We start from the raw sequence: 20337 nt of genomic DNA, 5'->3' as shown, positions 1-20337 counted from the left end.
GCTGGTTGTTGGCAACCGGGGCCAGTCCTGCTAAAACGTTCGTTTGATATCATTTTCCCCAATTTTGAATGGCAGAGAATCATGAGTGACAGCCAGACGCTGGTGGTAAAACTTGGCACCAGTGTGTTAACGGGCGGATCCCGCCGCCTGAACCGCGCCCACATCGTAGAACTGGTTCGCCAGTGCGCGCAGCTCCATGCCGCAGGGCATCGTATTGTTATCGTTACCTCTGGTGCGATTGCCGCCGGACGTGAGCATCTTGGTTACCCGGAGCTCCCGGCAACGATAGCTTCGAAACAGCTGTTGGCGGCGGTCGGGCAGAGCCGACTGATTCAACTGTGGGAACAGCTGTTCTCGATCTACGGTATTCATATCGGGCAGATGCTGCTGACGCGTGCAGATATGGAAGACAGAGAGCGCTTCCTCAATGCCCGCGATACGCTCCGGGCGCTGCTGGATAACAACATCGTTCCTGTCATTAATGAGAACGACGCCGTAGCGACCGCTGAGATTAAAGTCGGCGATAACGACAACCTCTCCGCGCTGGCGGCAATTCTGGCTGGAGCCGATAAGCTGCTGCTGTTGACCGATCAGCAGGGGCTGTTCACCGCCGATCCACGCACCAACCCACAGGCTGAGCTGATTAAAGACGTACACGGCATTGATGATGCGTTGCGCGCCATTGCCGGGGATAGCGTCTCAGGTCTGGGAACCGGCGGCATGGGCACAAAACTGCAGGCCGCCGATGTCGCGTGCCGCGCCGGGATTGACACCATTATTGCCGCAGGCAGCAAGCCGGGCGTGATTGGCGACGTGATGGAAGGCGTTTCCGTTGGGACGCGTTTTCATGCTCAGGCCTCTCCGCTGGAGAACCGTAAACGCTGGATCTTTGGCGCGCCGCCTGCCGGGGAGATTACCGTCGATGAGGGCGCGACCGCAGCAATTCTGGAACGCGGCAGCTCATTACTGCCAAAAGGCATTAAAAGCGTGACAGGTAACTTTTCTCGTGGTGAAGTGATCCGCATCTGCAATCTCGAAGGGCGCGATATTGCCCACGGCGTCACCCGCTATAACAGCGACGCGCTGCGCCGTATTGCCGGACATCACTCACAACAGATCGACACCATCCTGGGCTACGAATACGGTCCGGTTGCTGTCCATCGCGACGACATGATCACCCGTTAAGGAACAGGCATATGCTGGAACAAATGGGCATTGCTGCCAAAGCCGCGTCATACAAGCTGGCGCTGCTCTCCAGTCGCGAAAAAAATCGCGTACTGGAAACCATTGCTGATGAGCTGGAAGCGCAAACGGAAAGCATCCTCAGCGCGAACATACAAGATGTTGAGCAGGCGCGAGCCAACGGCCTGAGCGAAGCGATGCTCGACCGCCTGGCGCTGACGCCGGCGCGTCTGAAAGCGATTGCTGACGATGTGCGCCAGGTCTGTAATCTTGCCGACCCGGTAGGGCAGGTGATTGACGGCGGCCTGCTGGATAGCGGTCTGCGTCTGGAGCGTCGTCGCGTCCCGCTGGGCGTGATTGGCGTGATTTATGAAGCGCGTCCAAACGTCACCGTTGACGTTGCCTCCCTGTGCCTGAAAACCGGCAATGCGGTGATTCTGCGCGGTGGGAAAGAGACCTACCGGACCAACGCGGCGACCGTGGCTGTTATCCAAAAGGCGCTGGAAGCCTGCGGTTTACCCGCGGCTGCCGTACAGTCAATTGATAACCCGGACCGCGCGTTGGTCGCTGAAATGCTGCGGATGGATAAGTACATCGATATGCTGATCCCTCGCGGTGGCGCGGGCCTGCATAAGCTGTGCCGTGAGCAGTCGACTATCCCGGTCATCACCGGTGGCATTGGCGTATGCCATATTTATGTTGATGATACCGCGGAGATCGACCCGGCCCTGAAGATTATCGTTAACGCCAAAACGCAGCGTCCAAGCACCTGTAACACCGTAGAAACTCTGCTGGTGCATCAGGATATTGCTGAGCATTTTCTGCCTGCGTTAAGCCAAAAGATGGCGGATAGCGGTGTTACGCTGCACGGTGATGAAATCGTGATGCAGGTACTGCATGGCCCTGCCAAACTGGTGTCACTGAAACCGGAAGAGCTGGATAACGAGTTTCTGTCTCTGGATCTGAACGTTGTGGTGGTCGAAAATATGGATGGCGCTATCGCCCATATTCGCGAACACGGCACCCAGCACTCGGACGCCATACTGACGCGCACGCTCAGCAACGCCAACCGTTTCGTGAATGAAGTGGACTCTTCTGCCGTGTATGTAAACGCCTCTACTCGTTTTACCGATGGCGGCCAGTTCGGACTGGGTGCGGAAGTGGCGGTGAGCACGCAAAAACTGCACGCACGTGGCCCAATGGGACTGGAAGCACTGACCACATACAAGTGGGTTGGCTTCGGTGACGACACGATTCGTGCATAATTGAAACTGGGTGATGCAATAATAGCCATCTGATTTAAAAGGCTATAAAGGCATCACCCAGTTAATTCTAACCTTCATCCCGCTGCCGTATTTTTTATCCTGCGTTTTTAACATCATCCGCACCAGTCTGGTTCTGACCTATGCATTCTCTGGCGCCAGAAAGGCGGCGTATCACAGAATTTTCCCTGCCTGCATGAATTTTCCTGGTCTTCGTTTCACGTATTGTTCCTATGGCCCGATCTATTAGAATCAATCTCATTTTTATGAGGAGTTGTTGCGTGAAATCGGATATTCACAAACTTAGCATTCCTGTTGTGCCGCTTGGCAACCCGTTTCCTCCCCGTCATTGTTCGCTGTGCCCAAAGGGAGCGGCGATTGATCGTAATAATCAATACAAATTAATAGACAAAAGAAGGCGGTTTAAAGCTGGGGAGATACTCGCCCGACAGGATGAAACCGCGGATATGCTTTTTGTTATCCATGAGGGGTACTGCAAGTCCAGCGTGGAATGTGGCGATAACGTTTTTATCAGCCGCTTTTATGTTCCGGGAGATATCATGGCGCTGGATGCTGTCGAAGGGGGGAAGTACCTGACAACGATTAAGGCGGCAACGGCTGCGGAGGTTTGCCACATTGATATTGCGCGGTTGTTCAAGGTAGCAGAGAAGGAGCCTTCGGTTGCTGCCGCAGTCATCAAGTTTCTCTGCAGGGACAATGGATTCATTGTTGAAAAACTGCGGCGCTATGCGAATAAACATGCTGAGGCTAGGATCGCGGCTTTCCTGGTGGAATTTTACGAGATGCATTTGCGCATCGGCAGGCCAGAAACGACGCTTCGCTTGCCATTTTCTCGGGACGAAATTGCCAGTTATCTCGATCTTAAAATTGAAACCGTTAGCCGCTCATTAAAATCACTTGAACAGCAGAATCTGATTACCTTACATAGGGTACGTACCGTAACAATTAATAGTTATCTCGGTTTAAAACGTTTTATCTAATTTTCTATTTAACGATAATCATTATCTCTCCTGATAAGCCAGGAATATTCATTTTATATGGAAAATTCCTGGTTTTAATTTTGTCAAATAATTATCAATTAGAATGTAGTTTCTGTAGGTGAATGATTTTTTTATAAGAATATTCCCGCGCAAATGGATATATCATGAGAATTTTCTTGCGGCGTTAAAAATTTAGCATAATTGCAACAAATAATAAGCATTATAGAGAAACTATGGAGGTGTTAATTATCTTTATGTTTTGTAAGGGTTTTGCTCTCGTGGTATTTGTATGATCTTTTTGATATTTATCAAAAACATAAAAAAGATGAATTGTTTGATTTGCCTTATTTATTTGGGTGATAGTTCTGATTCACGGTGTTATTTAAGTAAATTAAACTTAGGAAACTTCTTAGATTATCGTTTTAGTGGGAAAATTCTTAGTCTTTTTGTAATTTTTGCGTTTCAGGGTTTGTTGAGATGTTACTTAATTCAAATGATAATTTTTGGGCGCGGCAATTCTGGCTCGCAATTAATGGAACCGCTGGAGTGACTTAATAATAAGACTCGGTGGTGAGTATGTTCTTAGGAGAAGATAAAAATGAAAAAATTATTATTAGTGACCTCTCTGGCGTCTGTATTTGTTGCGGCAAATGCAATGGCAGATGTCACTGCTTCTGCAACGGCCTCGTGGGACGCGACGGCAACAAAAGATACCACCAGCATGTTGGTCGTCACTCCGCTGAACTCTTTGACTTTCCAGTATGCGGAAGGTCTTAATGGCTTCAACTCCCAGGATGGCGCGTTTGATGTGACTATTCAGGGCCAGGAAACGGCAACTGATTTTGAACTGACCGCTCAGATTATTAGCAATACTCTGACCAACGCCAGTGGCGATGCGTCTACCCTGAACGTAGGGGTGGCATGGAATGGCACTGCGTTGACTAATTCATCAGATACTGTCCTGGTAAATTCCAGCTCGACTTCTGGTCTTGAAAGCCTGATGGCTGATGGCGCTTACAACGGTGCTGATCGCGTCAGCGATCAATCTAACTTCAAATTCACCATTGCGTCTGCGACTTCTGATGGTAGCACGCCGGTAACGGATTACTCTGCACTGCCAGACGGCTATTGGACTGGTGATGTAAAAGTACAGTTCAATGCAACCTGGACGACTCCGTCCGCCTAATAAATAAAGGTTCGGGTGGAGAAATTCTCCCGAATTTATCAGGAATGGTGTCATGAATAAATATTTACCGGCAGCAATGTTGGTAGGGTTGGTAATCTCTTTTTCCAGCTGGGCAATTAACGTCGGTGATATCACGTCGATAATGACTTCTACTGAGAGTTCATTATCGAAAGAAATCACTAATACGACAGATTCGGCTCGTTATGTCAGCGTATCGGTAAAACAACTGTCATCACCTTTAGCGGGCGGAGTCGAAATAAAACCCGTTAATTCCGGGGAATTACTCTCTACGCCTGCCAATCTAATTCTGCCTGGTCAGGCAAAGGATGTTTTTCGCTTCTTTTATAAAGGGCCAGTTGATGATGTCGAACGTTATTATCGTCTGCAATGGATAGATGAGCCGGTCACCGAGAGCGCGGAAACCCGGGCCAATAAATTGGCTGTTGCGACAGCGTCAGCAGAAATTGGCACGATTTTGGTCGTTGGGCCGCGAAAAGAGCGTTTTGAATATAACCGTAATGGTGATGTTATTAGCAATACTGGCAATGTTTCATTTCGAGTAATCGCCTATGGAGCTTGCAAAGATAATGCTCGCGATCAGGGACAGGGCTGTCGTGAACGTTATTACATTATGCCAGGTACAAAAATAAAACTGCAGTTCACCGACATTAGTAATAGCCGCTCACGCATCGGTATCTGGCACGGTAAGCAGTTTATTACAGTGAAGTGATGGTCAATAGCAGCCATCTGTACGGGATAAATAAAAATACCGGATTGTAAGGATGCATATGACAACAACATATATTGTTGGCGGTAGCATTTGTCTTTTTCTTGCGCTGACACCAGGAACTTCACATGCAGCCCCAGTAAAAGTGGGTAATTACGTTATTCCCAGTGCTTTCGCCCGTTCACTGGAGCAGGGAATGACGGTGCCGGTATATATACGTTACAACGAGACTGATGAGAAAAGTCAGCAAAAAATTGCCGATGCGGTGATTTCGCTTGTTGATGGCAATATTACAGTTAAAGCACTGACTCTTGCTGAATTGCCCAATAATGCTGTGTTATCCGAGAAAACCCGTGCGTTAGTGGAAAAAATCCGTGATGTAAAGTTTCACGATAATACGAATATTGAACTGTCAGATGATGCTCGACTGCAACTTAATGTCTCATCATTTCACCTGGAGATGATTGTCAGCAAAGATGCGTTAACTGAAGCGATTGTCGCGCGCAGTAGCTTGCTTGGACCTTCCAGCGTTGAAACTCTGTCTAACGTCCTGAACTACAACTTTGGTACCTACTACAACGATTACCGAAATGGCAGCAGTACCCGCAGCTATCTGACGATGGACAATACAACATCGCTGCGGGAGCACCACATTAATGTTAACGGTTCGTTTTACGGCATCGGTGACAGCAATGGTACCAGTAAACTTTATCGTGCGATGTATGAGCGCGATTATGAAGGGTATCGACTGGCGCTGGGGATGCTTGATACATGGAATGTCCAGTCTATTGCCAGCCTGAATGCGCTGAATGGTGGGAAAATTTACGGTGTGAGCTACGGGAACAAAGGAAGTACGGTTGTTGAGAATACCGCGCTTTCACTCACGCCGATTACCGTATTTTTGCCAGCCGCTGGTGAGGTTCATGTCTTCCGCGATGGACGTTTACTCAGCGTGCAGAACTTTAATATGGGCAGCTATGAAATTGATACCAGTCGCTTTCCGTATGGTGTTTACGACGTCACGGTAGATATCGTGGTCAATGGGCGGACAATTAATAGTCGTGTCAGCCGGGTTAATAAGATCTTCGCTCGCCAACAAGCTGCTGGAGTTGATCAGCTCTCGTGGCAGTTTTTTGGTGGTTCGCTGGATTATGATCGGGTGAGCTATAAGCGTAACCACTATCAGGATTTGGGTAATGAGCAGACCTGGATTGCCGGGGGGGCCGCATCGGTGACGCTGGCGATATTGTCGGGGCTGGGCCTGAAATCAACGATCTACGGTTTTGACAACAATGCGGTTAATGAAACGGATGTCACGCTGAATGTGAATGAATACGTCAGTATTGGCAATCAGATGTTGGTAGCGAACGATTCATCATGGCGAAACATCAGTAACATCAATCTCAATGTCCCTGAGGGATATGGTTCCCTTTGGGCATCTCGTGAAGACAGTAAAATTGGCGATCGCTTGCCCATGCAGGAACGTGATAACTATTCCATTGGCGGAACTCTTAACCTTGGAAAGTTTATTCCTCATGGCGGCTCGCTCACCGTGAGCCAGACGGAGAATCGTTACTCAGGCAATAAATACCGTAATCTGGATTACAACACGACCCTTTATTCAGGCAGGTATGCCACGGTTGGGTTGCGTGCAGGTATTCAGCGTTATTACTACAACAACCGAAATGACGATGGGCGACAGGAACGTTATGTCAGCCTGGACTTATCGTTGCCGTTGGCGACCTGGTTGAGCATGGGCGTCTCCCGAGATCGCTATGGTAGTACCCAGGGTAATCTCAGTGCACGAAAACAGTATGCTGAAGGGCCGATTAAATCGGTCGGATTATCGGCATCAACGCGTCTGAGCGGCGAACAGTATTATGACAATAATTATTCGGTAAACGGCAATTTGAGTTATGACACGAAATATAACGCCGGCACCGTATCGGTAACGCGTTCTGCTGACAACTCCACCAATATGAACTTCTCTTCCCAAGGTTCTCTGGCGTGGGCTGGTAAAGACTTCGGTCTGAGTAAAGAGAGGCAGCGTTCTGGCGTTATCGTAAAAACAGATTTGACCGGCGAGGGGAAACTGGCTGCGAAGATTAATAACCGCAATTATCTTCTCAGCGGTAAATCAAATTTCATTGCACTGCCACCCTATGCTCAGTACAAGCTGGAAATCCTCAATGATAAAAATTCTGAGGACAGCTTCGATATTGTTTCAGGACGCAAACAGGAGTTGACGCTATATCCGGGTAACGTGGGTGTTATCAACCCTGAAGTGAAAAGCATGGTCACCGTATTCGGTCGCATTCGTTATCCCGATGGACAATTGGCTGCAAATACCGATATCCATAACCACATCGGTAAAACGCGTACGGATGAAAAGGGTGAGTTTGCTATCGATATCGATAAAAAGTATCCGGTTATTACGTTAATTTCTGCCAACGGCAGGGTATGTGAAGCCGATCTTGATTTGGAAAAAGCACGCGGTGCAGCGTGGGTTGGTGATGTGAAATGTGCAACGCAAACCACGATGGCACAGAGGTAATAAAATGAAAGTATTGATTAAATTAGCTACTGTAATCTGTGCCGTAGGGAGTTTTTCACCTGTGCCTGCGTTGGCGTTGAATGCAATCTCTTCGGGATCAGTCAGTAATAACTATTTGTTTATCGAAAATGCCATTGATAGTGAATACTTTATTACCCCATCGGCACTTGATCCGCGTTTCAGCGGGTCAAATACGTGGATAAAATACGGTACCTCTCAGGTCAGTCTCGGGTATTTAGGTTTTGTCGGCTGGACTGCGCCTGGATATTATTATCAGGACATGTGGATTGATAACTCCCCGATTAACGGGCCTTTCCGGGGAATCCGTTGTTATAGTGGCACTCAATGCCCATCAACCGGGTTTATTGCCGGATTGGGCACTGACAAAAACGGTTTTTATCATGCGCAGGTCGGCTCTGTCGCAGGCGTTATTGGTGGCGCCTACGGATTCGCTTCCCTGACCGATACTGCTTATGAGTACTTCCGCAATGTGCCAACCGGTAGCAGCGAAACCTATGTGTTCAACCGCTGTTATACTTCTGTAAATTATGATTATTCTTCCGGGAAACGGTGCAAAGACCAATCGACAGGATCATGGAATTACGTCAATTACACGTTAACTAAACGCGGTCATCTGTCACTTGTCTCTACTAACGCATTTCAGGAGCTTTGGGTTGCCAGCGATGGTACGCCGAGCATCACCAAAGACTCTGGTTATTGTGAACTTGGCGTGGTGGGCGGTACTGACGGTGTGATTTGCAAAATGGTGAGCTATAACTTGCAACAAACGGCCAATCTGACCGCCTCCTTGACGTTTCGCGCTTTTGTCGACACGGCGATGCTTGGTTTTACGCCCGGAGCGGCCACCGTGAAATACTCTGGAAATGGTTCAAACTGGTATAACTATGGTACTTCAACTGCTTATTACAACGTTTTTACGACATCTGGAGAATACATTTATATTTTTCTGTCAAAAGCATTTTTGAAGAAGCTTGTTGATTCAGGGATCAGCATTACCAACAGTCAGCCGTTTACCTTCGGTTTTTATAATGGCTTAACACCAGAGTCAGGACACTACCAGTTTACCCCTTCGCTACAGCTCAATATTGTGCCAAAGGAATATGGGATCAGTATTATCTCATCGGATAACAGCACCTCGGCAAGCGGCAGCGGCACAATTGGCGAGACTGCTCCGATTGAGATGGATTACACCGTGACGGTTTCGGGGCCTCGTCAGGCTGATAGCATTACCGCACAAGTTATTGGGGAAAGTACGACGATAAACAATGTGCCTTATTGCCTGTTCACCTCTACGCAAGGTGGGTTAGCTGTCCCAATTCCCGCCTTTCTTCAGTACAACAGTCAGTCGGGTGGCGTGGTACAGAAACGAAATAGCTGTAGTGAAGCGGCGATCAGCATGAGAGATGCGCAATGGCAACAGACGCCCTGGGACGCAAATAATACAGATGATGGAAGCTACTTTGCGACTGATTTAAAATTGCTTTTCCCAATGAATGATTCGCGTTCGATGTTGACCGTTTCTGGTGCGGATTGGGAAGGTGTTGTCAGTGCCAGCGGAGAGATAAAAGTGACGGCGAATTGGGTGGGAGTGACGCCATGAGCCACTGTCGTTTGGCGCTAAGATGGATATTGGTCTTGCTTTCCGGGCTGACGGTGTTCTCTGCTCAGGCCGTCTACCTGGAGTCGACTATTTATGAGATGCCATCGGATAAATCATTTATCAGTAAAAGAATCTATAACGATAGCCAGAAACAGAACGTGTACAGTATTAGCGCAATTAAAATAGATAAACCGGGACCGGGAGGTGAAAACAGAAGTGCTATTGCCGAAGGCGAACTTTTGTTTACTCCGCTCAGTTTTTCACTGGCACCGCAGGCAAGTGAGTTTTTTAAGATTTTCTATCGTGGCCCGCAGGATGATAAAGAACGCTATTACCGAATACTGTTTCGTGAAATGCCGATAACGCTGTTTACCGAACGTAATCTAGGGAAAGGCGGACAGGCTCTCCCGGTGATCGCTATGGATACCATATTGGTCGTTCGTCCGAGGAAAATGAACCTGGCCTACACCATTGATGAGATAAACGGGACGTTGAAAAACACAGGGAATACTTTTTTCAAAATTATCGTACACCAGGGGTGTCACTCAACTGATGATGAAGCCACCATGCGTTATGTGTTACCGGGGGAAACCTGGCATAGTAGTGAGTTGAAAACAAAAAACCGGAAATTTATCGTAGCGTTACAGAAATATTTACCCGTGGGTCAGGGTTGCTCAAAAATTAATCATTAGAGGTGTTGGGTCTGAGCCAATATGCCCAGATTATATATTGGACCTATACTGTCACTAGCTTTATAAAACGTAGCATTAAGTTTAGAGTCGATGAAACAATATGTCGTGCATATTGCCGGAATGTTTATGAATACAAGATCTACGACATCCTCTCTTAGTTTGTCGGTCAGCATAAACTACGTTAATATGTCATTCTGTTAGTCATTGTAGTTATATGTTTTGTAAATTTTGTATTTATAGTTTTTTGTTTTGTAATGAAGTGAAAGTGAGTAAAGGGATTTGTACTGATTAAGAAATGGAGTTTTTTCTTTTTCAATTATTAAATGGAACTTACGATGTGATGGGAATACTCATATGGATAACTGTGATTATAAATTCTAAATTTACGTGATATGGCTTATGGATAAATTTATATCACGAACCGCCTTGTGATTATTGGAGGTCGAAGGTGTTGTATATTCTCTCGTGAATAGAGCGAGGGACCTGCTATGCCATAAATTTAAGTTGGTGATAACTATGAATACGAAAAAAATTTTTCTTCTCAGTTATGATACTTTCCTTTTTTCAGGATTAAAAGCATGGTTACCAAATCTGGTATTGATCGATGCACGGACATTTATTTCTGGCACGCAGTCAGTTATGTCACGATATCCGTCCTGCTTGCTGGTGATCGATAACCGGTTGCCATTATTATTGGTCAAAAAATGGCTTCAGAGAAACAGTACACAGTTCATCAACATACACTGTATTGTTCTGCGGATGTGCGAAACCCTGCCAGTTAATCGGGGATATGAAGAATATTCCTTTATCAATGGGGGGGAATTGTCGGAGCAGTTGATCGCTCAATTAAAAGAGAGTTTATTGGCACCTAACAAAGTTGTGGAAGTCAATAAAGATTCACCGATGTTTACTTTTAACTTGACTGAATTTGAAGAAGAAATGCTGTATTCATCATTCACAAAAGAAAAACTGCATGATTTCTGTATTGCTAATTCGCTAACAATTAAGTCAGTGTATCGATATCGGGATAAAATTACTGCTCGCCTCGGCTTTTCCAATTTTAATGAAACTGTTATCTTTTTAACCCGAAATAATTTATTAAATGAAGGTTCTATAATCAATAATAATGTGAATGGGGATGCGGTTTACACTGACGCATATGATGTTTCGGATACTAGTAGACTGAGTATGGCAATAAGGAATGAGGAAATCATTCCTTATTTTCAGCCCATCGTGAATATCAGGGGCGACGTTTGTGGAGTTGAGGTATTGGCTCGTTGGCCACAGGGACATAACTATGCTATTTCTCAGCGAGAGTTTATTCCATTGGCTGAAAAAAGTGGTTTAATCAAGGAGTTAACTAGCTATTTAATGACCGCTGTTGCGCGCAATCTGGTCTCTGGAGGCGCGAGTATTAATAAAACTCTGTTCGTTTCTTTTAATGTCAGTCCGTCAGGTTTAAATAATCCTGTATTCTATTGGGAATGCCTTAATTTTATGGAGATAACGCAAGGTCTTCCGATAAAATTGATGATAGAGATAACAGAGAACCAGACGTTCACGATTACTCCTGCAATCAAAGAACTTATTCGCTCGTTGCGAAATAAAGGTGTTTTGTTCGCTTTGGATGATTTTGGTACTGGATACGCTAATCTCTGCTATCTCAATGAGTTAGACCTGGATGTAATCAAAATTGATAAAAGCTTCATTAAGGAAATTAAAGAGGTTGATCAATATATCCCTATGCTCGAGTCAATTACTCACCTTTCAGGACTTCTGGGGTTACGTACGGTGGCAGAGGGTGTTGAAAATGACTATCAGCAACAATGGCTGGGAAAAAATAATGTTGACTATCTGCAGGGGTATCAGTTTCTACCCCCAGTGACATTTAATGATTTTATCCGGTATTACCAGCAGTCAGTAGATTTGTTTGAATCAGCGTCAGATTCACCTTTATCTACGTAATTCCTTTTTGACACGGTTATTACATATGAAGGGTAAAACCTTTAAACGAGTATGTGCTCTGAGCTGACATAGCCTGCAGCATGATTTTTTCCTGAACACCAGGGGCAGACGCCTCTGGTATGGGCGTCTTTGCATCGCTGCCTGTCTGTCTGATTAAGTAAAAAGTCCTATAGTGAGGTGTGCACCGTTTGTTTATGTATCATAAACGGGGTATTTATAGTGATATCAGCGTTAATCAAACAGGTACTGAGGTTTGCCCGTAGCCATGCGTCCTTTCCTGACAAAATTAAGAGTCTGGCTTCCACCACCTCTCATCCTGTTATTATTCCTCATCGCGGATGCGTTGACGGCGATACCGCGTTTCACATTTGGCGCGGTGACTATCGTGATAAGTGCATTGTTGGCTAGCGTCAGTCTGGCGATGATACTGCATACCGCGTGGAAGATGCGGAAGAAACGTACGACGCTAAACCCACTGCATGCAGAGAAATCGACCACGCTTGTTACTGACGGATGTTACGCCTGGAGCCGCAATCCAATCTATCTTGGAATGAGTGGACTTTAGTTAGCTTTTGCTCTTTACGTCGGTAGCTTGATTGGAATATTGGCTGCACCGCTGTTTATGCAGGTGGTTGCCAGATTACATATTGATTTTGAAGAGGAACAACTACGAAAACATTTCGGGCCGGAATGGATACGCTATGAGCAGCGTGTTCGCCGCTGGTTATAGAATTCCCTTGCCGCGTACCAGGAAGCCTGTGACGACACGATTTGTGCGTAATTGAATGCGGATGATGCAAAAATAGGCGTTTGATTCGCAAGGCCATTGACGCACAGTCCGGTTAGTTTTAACCTTCTACCCCGTGTTCACATTCATGGGCACGTCCTTATCAGGGCCGATATAGCTCAGTTGGTAGAGCAGCGCATTCGTAATGCGAAGGTCGTAGGTTCGACTCCTATTATCGGCACCATTTCAAACTCTTCCCAGGCCTACCGAAATCAACGCAAACCTCGTATACTGCGGTTTTCAGCGCGCATCTTATTTCCCGGGTAACCTGCACCACGTTCTCCGCATCGCCATTCTTGGTTGGTAGTTCAGAGGCCGTTCATCAGGCCTCGTCGAAATGGCTGATAATACCAGGCGGCCCTGCGCCAGGGCCGCTTCGTTTACTGAGCAGATTCAGCAGGATGTAAATGCAATTCGCTTCAACCCCTCAACCGCTTGTTCGAGGTAGGCGCGTGGACATCCCATGTTCAGGCGGATAAAACCTTTTCCAGCAGGACCAAAGCTATTTCCCATTGAAGGCGCAATACCGGCAACATCAAGCATTACCCATTTGAGCTGCTCATCATCCAGTCCAAGCACTTTGCAATCTATCCACAGTAGATACGTTGCCTGGGAAGGAACAACCCGAGCCCATGGGAGATATTCATCAATTTGTTGAATAAACCAGCGTCGATTTTCAGCCAGATAGCCAAGTAAATCGTCTAACCATGGTGCGCCATGTTGCCATGCAGCCGTACTCGCCTCGACGGATAGCGCATTGAATACATCCAGTCCATGCGCATCCAGACGGCGTAAAAAGTGTTCACGCAATGCCGGTGCCGGTATCAGAAAATTAGCAATACGCAATGTCGACAAACCAAACGTTTTACTGGCTGAAGTAGCTGAAATTACACGCGAATGCCAGCGTTCTCCCAGATGCAGAACTGAAGTAAATTGTTCTCCAGGAAGCAATAAATCTGCCCATATCTCATCAGACAGCAACGTCACATCATAGGTCTCGCATAGCGTAAGTAGCTGTTCCAGCTCTGGTGCAGTCCAACAACGACCGGTTGGATTATGCGGATTACATAAAATCATCAACGGCGGACGTTCAGTCCGGAATAACATTTCCAGGTGAGCAAAATCCATTTGATAACCGGTAGCCGGGTCCTCATTCAACGGATTTTCCAGCAGCTGTCTGCCGTTCAGAGAGATAATTTTAGCGAATGAACCATAATAAGGCCCCTGAACGACCACGCCTTCACCGGGTTGACTCAGCATTTGTACGAGTAGCGATAATCCTGGAACAACACCTTCAATACTGCAGATCCACTCTTGTTTGATTTCCAGCTGATGCCGGGTTGAGAACCATGAAATTAATGAATCAAAGTAGCTTTGTGGCCGTTCGCTGTAACCAAAAATACCGTGCCCTACGCGGTGAGTTAAAGCCTCCTGAACAGCGGGCGGGCAAGTAAAGTCAAAATCAGACACCCACATGGGCAACAGTTGATGTGTATCCTCGCCGAAATATCGCGCCATAAAGTCCCATTTCAGCGAGGCGGTATCGTGGCGATCGATAATCTTATTAAAATCCATTACATGCTCTCCCTATTCTGTTGCCGCGATATTTTTTTCTGTTTCTGTCACTGAAGGCGCCTTCGCAATACCGATTCCCGTGAAACCGTAAATCAAGGCGAAGAAGATTGCGGCATAGCACTGAATCGCCCATGGCAATAAATCCAGCGTGCTCACTCCTAATGTCGTGGCCATATAAACTCCGGCAGCTGTCCACGGCAACAACGGCTCAATAACGGTGCCAGCGTCTTCAATGGTGCGGGACAGATTTTTGGTATCCAGTCCCATACGACGGTATGCGTCTTTAAACAGTTCAGCTGGAACCAGAAGAGCCAGCTTGCCGTCGCTTGTTGCTCCGGTCACCAGAAGGGTGGTACCAATGGTTGCCGCAATTAACTGACCGACACTGTGAATGACCGTCAGTAAGCGGTTAATGATAATGTTGAGCGCGCCGGTTAACGTTAAGGCACCGGCAAAAGAGAATGCGCAAAATACCAGAAGGATAGTGCTCATCATTGAGAACATTCCGCCACGGTTCAGCAGGCGCGGAACATCAGCAATAATGCCCTCACTCCCTTGCGGGAACATAGTAATGTTGAACCCATCTATAAAGGCATCCAGTCCCTGCTTGATGCTGAGTCCTTGCATGACAACGCCCAGAATCAGGGCTAATACGCATGCACTTAGCATTAAAGGAATGACCGGTTTTTTACGAATCGCGCCCCACAACACAATAACCGGTGGCAAAATCAGAATGATATTGAAGTGGTATAGCGACTCCAGAGCGCTGACAATATCGGTAACCCGTTGCGGCGTGGCGACCTCGCCCAGCATATTGCTGTGGCCGGCAATAAGATAAACCACGGCGGCAAGCAGAAAGCTGGGAATAGTGGTCCACAACAAGTGCTGGATATGCTCGAAAAGGGTGGTATCTGCAACAATGGCCGCAAAGTTGGTGGAGTCTGACAGCGGCGATATCTTGTCACCGAAGTAAGCGCCAGAAACAACGGCACCTGCCGCTGCTGCCATCGAAACATCCAGTCCGGCGGCAACGCCCATCAATGCTACGCCAACCGTTCCGGCGGAACCCCAGGAGGTTCCGGTACACACCGATACGACGCTGGTCAAAAAGAAGGCGGCGATAAGAATGTATTCGGGGCTGATGAGTTTAAGTCCCCAGTACACCATGTAAGGGATGGTGCCGCTGAACATCCATGTACCAATCAGGCCGCCGACACAGATAAGAATCATGATCACCGGCATTGCTTTGGCGAGTTTATCAACTACCGAATTAATGATGTCTTCCCAGCAATACCCTTGCCACCAGGCCATGCCCGCGGCGACTGCAGCAGAACATAGCAACAAGGGCTCAATACGTAGCCCCATGATGCCGTAGCCAATAATTAGCAGCAGTAGCATGGCTAAAATAGGGATCACTGCCAGTCCAAATGAGAGTGTTTTTTTCTGATTTTGAGAGGCATTCATTCATGAATCTCCAGTCTGTAAGGTCGCTCAAGAGTAGAGAACACCCTTTTGCCTGACTGTGATCGCTCATTGGCCCTCATGTAAGCGATTACATGAAGACGTTAAACTTGAAGTCGGTCACAATTCAGGGGCTTGACGATTTACGCATTGATTTCAGAGAGAGGGGGGAAGAACAGAATCGCGGATCACTAAATCCGCAGTGAAACTATTCACGCTGGGACGCTGGGTTGCGCCCTTAAAAAGCTGTATCGCCAGCTGCGAAGCGCAGCGAGCCATGCGCTCAACGGGATAATGCATTGTTGTGAGTGCAGGGTAGAGATAGCGGGCCATCACCACATCATCGAACCCAACGATTGAAAGCTGTTGCGGAAGTGTAATTCCCTGCTGATGGAGGATGCGCATAATCCCGGCGGCCATCACATCATTGAACGTCACCGCTGCGGTGAAAGGAATACCGCAATTAAGCAGCTGATGTGCAGCGCGTTCGCCACCCTCTTCATTGAAGGGCACGCTAATCACCCAGTTTTTATCTGGCGTAATGCCATATTCAGCCAGCGCCTGGCGATAGCCTTCCAGCCGTTCACGGCGATCGATAATCGGTAAGTCACTTGTCACGCAGGCAATACAACGGTGCCCTTGTTCCAGGAGGTGTAACGTGGCTGTTTTAGCTGCTTGACTATTTTCCAGCCACACGCAGCGATTGGCCATCCCGGCAATATAGCGGTTCACGACCACCATGGCAGGAAAATGAGCGGCATATCGCAACAGTTCCTTTTCAGACAGCCTGCTGGCATGGACTACAATCGCTTCACAGCCCTGGTTTATCAGGAAATCGAGTCCTGATTTTTCCATTCCTTCATCGTGGCCACCGCTGCATACCATCAGGCGAAATTGCTGCTGGCGTGATACTTCTTCCACGCCCCGGGCAAGCCTGGCAAAAAAGGGATCGGCAAGATTGCCGGTCAATAACCCGAGCATGTCACCGCTGCGTTTCGCTAATGCAATAGCGGCGGCATTGCGATGATAGTTCAGTTCGCGCATGGCTTTTTCAACACGCTCACGCGTCACGGGTTCAACCCATGCAGTTTGATTAATAACACGTGAAACGGTTGCGGTGGACACTCCCGCTAACTCTGCAACATCCTTTATCGTTGCCATGCTGGCTCTTTACCTTTTTGATTCTTAAGAATTTGCTTATCGCTGGTTTTTTTCCTTATCTTATTCAGGTTGGGGAGATTTGTCACCGATGCATCCTCTGAGTATATCTACTCAGAGGTTTATTTTTAGTACTGAATAATTAAATACTATCCTGAGTATTATTATCCTTACATTTGATATTCGATCATCCCGCTCTTTTTGGCCACCCAGTCATACAGACGTTGTCCACGGAGATTGGTTTCATGCGTATGCCAGTATAATCTTGACGCGTGGTGTTTTTTGGCTTGTTGTTGGACATACTCGATAAGTTGTTTACCGATGTGTTGACCGCGTACATCTTCGCTAACAAATAAATCTTCGAGATAGCAATAATTTGATTCTGCCCAGGTTGAGCGGTGAAAGAGATAATGAACCAGCCCCACTATTTTCCCATTATATTTGGCCACAGCACAATAAACAGGTTCGCTCGGGGTAAGGAAACGCTCCCACGTTAATTTTGTTACTTTATCTGGAATTATAGTGCGGTAAAATGTTTGATAGTTTATCCATAAAGGAAGCCAGCTGGCGTAGTCTTTTTGTTCTGCACTTTCAATAGTAACGGCATTCATGTTAATCATATATATCCTGATATTTTGTGCGAGTAATGTGTTAGTATGATGATACTAAGAGCTTTATAAATTCTCGTAAAGAGACACTTTCGATATATTGATAGGATCCACTTTTAGTATAAAGGTTAATACAATGAAGAAAAACAATGCGCCTTTATTTCAAGGATTTGTTTTAGGAAAAGGCGCGGTTAAGGAGCAGGTTTACCACATCCTCCGCGATCACATCCTCGAAGGGCGATTGCCGCCAGGAACAAAAATGCCGTCAACCAGGGCATTGTCCGAGATGATGTCAATTTCACGAAACTCAGCGCTCGCCGGTTATGACAGGCTATTAGATGAAGGGTATATCCTGACCCGTAAAGGGTCTGGAACATATGTCTCACATAATATTCCGGATCGGAGTATCAGCAATATCTATCCAAAGATGGCGTCGGGGGACGTCGTCTCGCCTGGTGAACAGGTTCATAGCCGAAATAATCCTGTTCGCGATTTATGGTCAAATGAGTATGAAGGGCGCGGCATGAACCGCCTATTTGCGGTTGGTGTCGGGTGTACGGATCTCTTTCCGCATGCGTTATGGGGAAAGCTACTGCAACGTGTCTGGAGACAATCCCGGCATCAACTGGGGGCTCACACTCATCCTTGCGGGTACCTTCCTTTGAGAAAAGCGGTTTGCCGCTACATTAAAACAACGCGTGGAGTGAACTGTAACGAAGATCAAATAATCATCGTAAATGGTATTCAACAGGCACTGAACATTACTGCGCGAGCATTGCTAACGGCAGGAAGTGACGTTTGGCTGGACGACCCGGGTTACAAAGGCGCTCGCGGAGCCTTCATGTCTGTTGGCGCGATGGTGAGGCCGGTACCGGTAGATAGCGAAGGAATGAACGTCCGCTATGGTATTGATCATTTTCCTGACGCTAAGCTGGCCTATGTCGTCCCGTCGGATCAATATCCATTAAGTGGAACGTTGAGTTTATCCCGCCGTTTTGAGCTGCTGGAATGGGCGAAGTCGAATCAGGCATGGATATTTGAAGATGACTATAATAGCGAGTTCCGTTATGCCGACCGCTCTTTACAAGCCTTGCAAGGATTAGATCAGAATCAACGCGTAATCTATGCCGGAACATTTTCTAAAATGATGTACCCGGAATTTCGTTTAGGTTTTTTAGTTGTCCCGCCGGGTTTACAAGAACAGATTATGGTGACGAAATATTTTTCCGATCTTGGCACCAGTTATCTTGAGCAGGCTGTGATGGCGAGTTTTATAGAGGATGGTCACTATGCCAGTCATGTGCGCCGAATTCGTAAGGCATGCTATGAAAGAAGAACTGCGCTGGTCAACGCTATTCAAGAATACTTGGCTGATAAAATGATTGTGCAGCCTTCTGACTCTGGCGTCCATATTGTGTGCTGGCTACAAAACGGATTAACCGGAAATGAAGTTGAGGAGCAAGCCAGATTACTAGGGATGGGAATACTATCACTAAGTCGTTATTACCAGAGCGATGTCTCAAGACAGGGGATTTTGATTGGTTTTGCAAATCATCCGGTAGAGGCAATTGTTGATGGGATTCGCCGTTTGGCTCAGGTTATTTAAATTATAATTTATTCCGCTATTAGCATTAATGCAGTAAATACGTTTCTTTCGCTACGTGTAAAAATGCAGAGCCTGCTTTTTGTACAATTAAATAGTGTGGATCCGTTAAAAACACGCATTGTGGTTCTTTTGGGCCGCTCAGTTTGATCATACCCTGCGCTGGTTTAGTTCTGTTTTGTAAGGGGTACAGATATGCCGGGCGTCTTTAATCAATTCCAACAACCCGTAGGTATGACTTTGTCTGACTGGAAAGGTGCACCCTTTCCACAGGCTCAGCAAATTACAGGTCGCTATTGTAAGCTTGAACGCATTAACGCCAAACGCCATGCAAAAGAGTTGTATGAAGCGTACTGCGAAGCAAGCGATTGTCGTGACTGGACATATCTGGCGGTCGGACCTTTTGAAACTTTTGATGCCTTCCAGGTTTATTTAAAAAAGGCGGAAGAACAGACAGATCCGATGCATTTTGCCGTGATCGATTTAACCAGTATGAAACCTGTTGGTACGTTTGCTCTTATGCGGATTGATCCCGCAAATGGCGTGATCGAGGTTGGCCATGTTTCCTACTCCGTACGCATGAAACGTTCGCGAATCTCAACGGAAGTCATCTCATTGCTTTTAAAGTACGTTTTTGAGGATCTGGGCTATCGCCGTTTTGAATGGAAATGTGATGCCTTCAATGCGCCTTCCCGTGGGGCGGCGGAGCGCTTTGGCTTCAGTTTTGAAGGCATATTTCGTCAGGCTGTCGTCACGCGGGGTCGTAATCGAGATACCGCATGGTACTCAATCATTGATGGTGAGTACCCGACACTTCGACCAGCCTACGATCTGTGGCTCGATGAACGTAATTTCGATCACCAGGGGCGGCAGATTAGGCGCCTTGGCGAGCTGATGGAAAGGGGATAAAAAAGCTCCCCGAATAAACCGGGGAGCCAGAAAGCGTAGCGTACGC

Annotated in this window: 16 protein-coding genes and 1 tRNA gene; 13 read left to right on the top strand and 4 right to left on the bottom strand. The window is 46.9% G+C overall.

The features are described from left to right. Positions 1–81 precede the first annotated feature (81 nt). From proB to OGY72_RS00990, 11 genes are all read left to right on the top strand, one after another. The gene (gene proB / locus OGY72_RS01040) at positions 82–1185 is read left to right on the top strand and encodes a glutamate 5-kinase (protein ID WP_003031373.1); all 1104 of its coding nucleotides are present in this window, start codon (positions 82–84) and stop codon (positions 1183–1185) included. 11 nt (positions 1186–1196) lie between these two features. Further along, entirely contained in the window at positions 1197–2447 is a 1251-nt protein-coding gene (gene proA, locus OGY72_RS01035) for a glutamate-5-semialdehyde dehydrogenase (protein ID WP_279275160.1), read from the top strand. Between the two features lie 278 nt (positions 2448–2725). After that, positions 2726–3445 carry a Crp/Fnr family transcriptional regulator gene (locus OGY72_RS01030; RefSeq protein WP_126319150.1) on the top strand — a complete coding sequence of 240 codons (720 nt, stop codon included), beginning with the start codon at positions 2726–2728 and terminating at the stop codon, positions 3443–3445. A 598-nt stretch (positions 3446–4043) separates the two neighbouring features. Next, positions 4044–4631 (top strand): common pilus major fimbrillin subunit EcpA, encoded by a 588-nt coding sequence (ecpA, locus tag OGY72_RS01025; protein ID WP_003830835.1) that lies wholly within the window; start codon positions 4044–4046, stop codon positions 4629–4631. A 52-nt stretch (positions 4632–4683) separates the two neighbouring features. Beyond that, positions 4684–5361 carry an EcpB family pilus assembly chaperone gene (locus OGY72_RS01020; protein WP_286546193.1) on the top strand — a complete coding sequence of 226 codons (678 nt, stop codon included), beginning with the start codon at positions 4684–4686 and terminating at the stop codon, positions 5359–5361. A 58-nt stretch (positions 5362–5419) separates the two neighbouring features. Next, complete coding sequence (locus OGY72_RS01015; RefSeq protein WP_286546191.1) at positions 5420–7912, top strand: CS1-pili formation C-terminal domain-containing protein; 2493 nt, start codon at positions 5420–5422, stop codon at positions 7910–7912. Between the two features lie 4 nt (positions 7913–7916). After that, the gene (locus OGY72_RS01010) at positions 7917–9533 is read left to right on the top strand and encodes a fimbrial adhesin EcpD family protein (protein WP_286546189.1); all 1617 of its coding nucleotides are present in this window, start codon (positions 7917–7919) and stop codon (positions 9531–9533) included. Next, positions 9530–10225, top strand: coding sequence for a fimbrial biogenesis chaperone (locus OGY72_RS01005; RefSeq protein ID WP_286546186.1), 696 nt, complete (start codon positions 9530–9532; stop codon positions 10223–10225). Before OGY72_RS01010 ends, OGY72_RS01005 begins: the two co-directional genes overlap by 4 nt. Positions 10226–10741: 516 nt before the next feature. Then, entirely contained in the window at positions 10742–12190 is a 1449-nt protein-coding gene (locus OGY72_RS01000; protein ID WP_286546185.1) for an EAL domain-containing protein, read from the top strand. A gap of 265 nt (positions 12191–12455) precedes the next feature. Next, positions 12456–12755 carry a methyltransferase family protein gene (locus OGY72_RS24745; protein WP_353655449.1) on the top strand — a complete coding sequence of 100 codons (300 nt, stop codon included), beginning with the start codon at positions 12456–12458 and terminating at the stop codon, positions 12753–12755. A gap of 330 nt (positions 12756–13085) precedes the next feature. After that, positions 13086–13161 (top strand) — tRNA-Thr (locus tag OGY72_RS00990). Positions 13162–13370: 209 nt separating this feature from the next. On the opposite strand, the gene OGY72_RS00985 is transcribed toward OGY72_RS00990, so the two are convergent. From OGY72_RS00985 to OGY72_RS00970, 4 genes are all read right to left on the bottom strand, one after another. Next, positions 13371–14552: a MalY/PatB family protein gene (locus OGY72_RS00985; RefSeq protein WP_286546183.1), complete on the bottom strand. Its 1182-nt coding sequence runs from the start codon at positions 14550–14552 to the stop codon at positions 13371–13373. Between the two features lie 12 nt (positions 14553–14564). After that, positions 14565–16016 (bottom strand): Na+/H+ antiporter NhaC, encoded by a 1452-nt coding sequence (gene nhaC, locus OGY72_RS00980; RefSeq protein WP_286546181.1) that lies wholly within the window; start codon positions 16014–16016, stop codon positions 14565–14567. Between the two features lie 153 nt (positions 16017–16169). After that, a complete protein-coding gene (locus OGY72_RS00975) occupies positions 16170–17174 on the bottom strand; it encodes a LacI family DNA-binding transcriptional regulator (protein ID WP_008783828.1) in 1005 nt (334 codons plus the stop codon). 167 nt (positions 17175–17341) lie between these two features. Further along, positions 17342–17791, bottom strand: a complete 450-nt coding sequence (locus OGY72_RS00970) for a GNAT family N-acetyltransferase (RefSeq protein ID WP_174785083.1) — start codon at positions 17789–17791, stop codon at positions 17342–17344. A gap of 124 nt (positions 17792–17915) precedes the next feature. On the opposite strand from OGY72_RS00970, the gene pdxR reads away from it, so the two are divergent. Continuing rightward, a complete protein-coding gene (gene pdxR, locus OGY72_RS00965; RefSeq protein ID WP_286546172.1) occupies positions 17916–19385 on the top strand; it encodes a MocR-like pyridoxine biosynthesis transcription factor PdxR in 1470 nt (489 codons plus the stop codon). 192 nt (positions 19386–19577) lie between these two features. After that, positions 19578–20291, top strand: coding sequence for a GNAT family N-acetyltransferase (locus tag OGY72_RS00960; RefSeq protein ID WP_286546169.1), 714 nt, complete (start codon positions 19578–19580; stop codon positions 20289–20291). Positions 20292–20337 lie beyond the last annotated feature (46 nt).

The organism is Citrobacter sp. Cpo221 (assembly GCF_030332345.1).
GTDB classification, from domain to species: Bacteria; Pseudomonadota; Gammaproteobacteria; order Enterobacterales; family Enterobacteriaceae; genus Citrobacter; species Citrobacter portucalensis.
This window is presented reverse-complemented; position numbering and strand designations above follow the sequence as displayed.

Bases quoted from the DNA above. Each gene is read 5' to 3' on its own strand.
- OGY72_RS00985 (WP_286546183.1), bottom strand. From the start codon at position 14,552: ATGGATTTTAATAAGATTATCGATCGCCACGATACCGCCTCGCTGAAA.
- OGY72_RS01020 (WP_286546193.1), top strand. From the start codon at position 4,684: ATGAATAAATATTTACCGGCAGCAATGTTGGTAGGGTTGGTAATCTCT.
- OGY72_RS01000 (WP_286546185.1), top strand. From the start codon at position 10,742: ATGAATACGAAAAAAATTTTTCTTCTCAGTTATGATACTTTCCTTTTT.
- OGY72_RS01005 (WP_286546186.1), top strand. From the start codon at position 9,530: ATGAGCCACTGTCGTTTGGCGCTAAGATGGATATTGGTCTTGCTTTCC.
- OGY72_RS01015 (WP_286546191.1), top strand. From the start codon at position 5,420: ATGACAACAACATATATTGTTGGCGGTAGCATTTGTCTTTTTCTTGCG.
- pdxR (WP_286546172.1), top strand. From the start codon at position 17,916: ATGAAGAAAAACAATGCGCCTTTATTTCAAGGATTTGTTTTAGGAAAA.
- OGY72_RS24745 (WP_353655449.1), top strand. From the start codon at position 12,456: ATGCGTCCTTTCCTGACAAAATTAAGAGTCTGGCTTCCACCACCTCTC.
- OGY72_RS00970 (WP_174785083.1), bottom strand. From the start codon at position 17,791: ATGATTAACATGAATGCCGTTACTATTGAAAGTGCAGAACAAAAAGAC.
- OGY72_RS00960 (WP_286546169.1), top strand. From the start codon at position 19,578: ATGCCGGGCGTCTTTAATCAATTCCAACAACCCGTAGGTATGACTTTG.
- OGY72_RS00975 (WP_008783828.1), bottom strand. From the start codon at position 17,174: ATGGCAACGATAAAGGATGTTGCAGAGTTAGCGGGAGTGTCCACCGCA.
- OGY72_RS01010 (WP_286546189.1), top strand. From the start codon at position 7,917: ATGAAAGTATTGATTAAATTAGCTACTGTAATCTGTGCCGTAGGGAGT.
- ecpA (WP_003830835.1), top strand. From the start codon at position 4,044: ATGAAAAAATTATTATTAGTGACCTCTCTGGCGTCTGTATTTGTTGCG.
- proB (WP_003031373.1), top strand. From the start codon at position 82: ATGAGTGACAGCCAGACGCTGGTGGTAAAACTTGGCACCAGTGTGTTA.
- nhaC (WP_286546181.1), bottom strand. From the start codon at position 16,016: ATGAATGCCTCTCAAAATCAGAAAAAAACACTCTCATTTGGACTGGCA.
- proA (WP_279275160.1), top strand. From the start codon at position 1,197: ATGCTGGAACAAATGGGCATTGCTGCCAAAGCCGCGTCATACAAGCTG.